This is a genomic window from Ammonifex thiophilus (assembly GCF_003368535.1).
GTDB lineage: Bacteria > Bacillota > Desulfotomaculia > Desulfotomaculales > Ammonificaceae > Ammonifex > Ammonifex thiophilus.
Genome location: NZ_QSLN01000042.1, coordinates 1 through 1,801 on the forward strand (window position 1 = coordinate 1; position 1,801 = coordinate 1,801).

Here is a 1,801-nt window from a genome sequence, read left to right on the forward strand (position 1 = left end):
ATACGGCAAGACTACTCCTGGAGGAGGTGGTGCAAGAGTTTGAGGCCGTAGCGCCCAGGGCAATAGAGAGACTTGAAGCTGGTTTTGAGGATGCCATGGCGGTTATGGCTCTGCCGGAACCGGTTAGAAAAAACGGGGGAGCGCGAGGGGGCTGTAATCCCCCTCAATTCATTGAGGGGATACACGGACCTCCTCGCGGCATAGCGGTATAATGGTAGAAAGCTCCAGGAAACCGAAACCGTTCTCAAAGACGCCATGTTTTGCGCCACCAAGGTCTACAACGGCCTCCTCTGGCACCTCCGGAAAGAATACGAGGAGACCGGGAAGGTGGACATTTCCCGCAGGAACCTCAACCGCATCTTAAAAGAACTCCCCCGGGCAAAAGAATACTACTCGATGTCCGTGCAGCTCACGCGGGACGAAGTAAGGGAAGCCTACAGGTCCTTCTTCGCCCTCAAGAAAAAGGGTCTCACGCGGCACAGCGCTCCCGGATTTCGCCGGAAAAGCTACCTCTCCCCGCTCAAGTACGTCCAGAGCGGCTTCAGGGTGGAAGGAGATAAGGTCACGGTTTCTCTGGGCACCGGACGGGAAGACGGGGTGAGGGAAGTCTCCTTCCGCATTTCTCACCGTCCCGGCGTGGAGTACGAGCGGGTGCGGGAGCTCTCCATCACCTACGACAAGATGTCCGGGCGGATAGAAGCCCGTCTGGTGGTGGAGGTGAAGGCGAACCTGCACCCTGGGATGAAGAGGGCTGCCCTGGACCTGGGGGAAACCATCCTCATGGCAGCCGCCTTCGAGGACGGGACCGTGCTGCTCTACTCCGGCAGGTTCATCAAGTCGGTGAGGCGGTACTGGCAGAAGGTGCGGGCAAGCCTTAAGCCAAACTCCCGCAGGTGGAGGGAGGTGGCCCACCGGGAAAAGCTTCAGGTGGAGTATCTCCTTCACGTGGCCACATCCCACTTCATAGAGGAGTGCGAGAGACGGGGTGTGGGGGAGATAGCCATCGGGGACCTCTGCGACATCCGCGAGAGCATCGACTATGGTGACCGGCTCAACCAGAGGCTGCACGCCTGGCCGTACCGGAAGCTTATTAACATGCTCAAGTACAAGGGAGCGCTTGCCGGGATCGCGGTCCGGGACGATGTGGATGAGAGGAACACTTCTGTGCGCTGTCACGCCTGCGGGCGCGTACTGCCCTCCAACCGGAAGCACCGGGGGCTTTATGTGTGTTCCTGCGGCTGGAGGGCGTAGGCGGACGTGAACGGCGCCTTAAACATCTTCGAGAGGGCGTACGAGGTATCTCCCGTGAAGGGGAGTAGTGGCCGGGTGGCGCGGCCCGTGGTCCTGTCGCTCCGCATGGGGTGGCACGGAGTCCACAAACCGAAGCGCAAGGGAAAGACCTTGCGCGCGTCCCTTTAAAGGGATGCCCCCGAATTCATTCGGGGGGGACGTCACATAGCCCACGGTGTAGATCTATCCCCCTCTTTCCTCACCTTGCGGACCCATTCAGCGCCGGAAGTTTCTGTCCACTCCGGGGCGTCCTCGGGTCCCAACACGCCCCGGGTTTCCTGGACCGCTTTTGCCCTTGCTTCGCGTTCTGCGTCAGCCACCACTTCCTCACTCACGCCCTTTGCCTCGCGCTCTTTTGCCAGCGCTGTCATGAGAGTCTCCAGTGCTGCCTTCTTTAGAGGCTCCCCGGCGCAGGCTTCGTCCCAGGGCACGAAGTATCCCACCGGCCGGCCGCGCTTCAAAATCAGCACGACTTTTTTCTCCCTTATGAGCTTGGTCACCCGTGATTTGA

The 1,801-nt window shown here is 60.1% G+C and carries 3 protein-coding genes and 1 pseudogene; 3 read left to right on the forward strand and 1 reads right to left on the reverse strand.

The window, feature by feature from the left end; genetic code table 11:
- From DXX99_RS12275 to DXX99_RS11975, 3 genes and pseudogenes are all read left to right on the forward strand, one after another.
- Positions 1-212 (forward strand): annotated as a pseudogene (locus DXX99_RS12275) (hypothetical protein); the annotation flags it as partial.
- Between the two features lie 43 nt (positions 213-255).
- Positions 256-1,251, forward strand: a complete 996-nt coding sequence (locus DXX99_RS10930) for an RNA-guided endonuclease InsQ/TnpB family protein (RefSeq protein ID WP_240610917.1) — start codon at positions 256-258, stop codon at positions 1,249-1,251.
- A gap of 6 nt (positions 1,252-1,257) precedes the next feature.
- Entirely contained in the window at positions 1,258-1,419 is a 162-nt protein-coding gene (locus DXX99_RS11975; RefSeq protein ID WP_240610918.1) for a hypothetical protein, read from the forward strand.
- Between the two features lie 32 nt (positions 1,420-1,451).
- Here the strand turns inward: DXX99_RS11975 and DXX99_RS11770 are convergent.
- Positions 1,452-1,801 (reverse strand): hypothetical protein (locus DXX99_RS11770; RefSeq protein ID WP_205664713.1); only part of this gene is annotated, 350 nt, incomplete at its 5' end.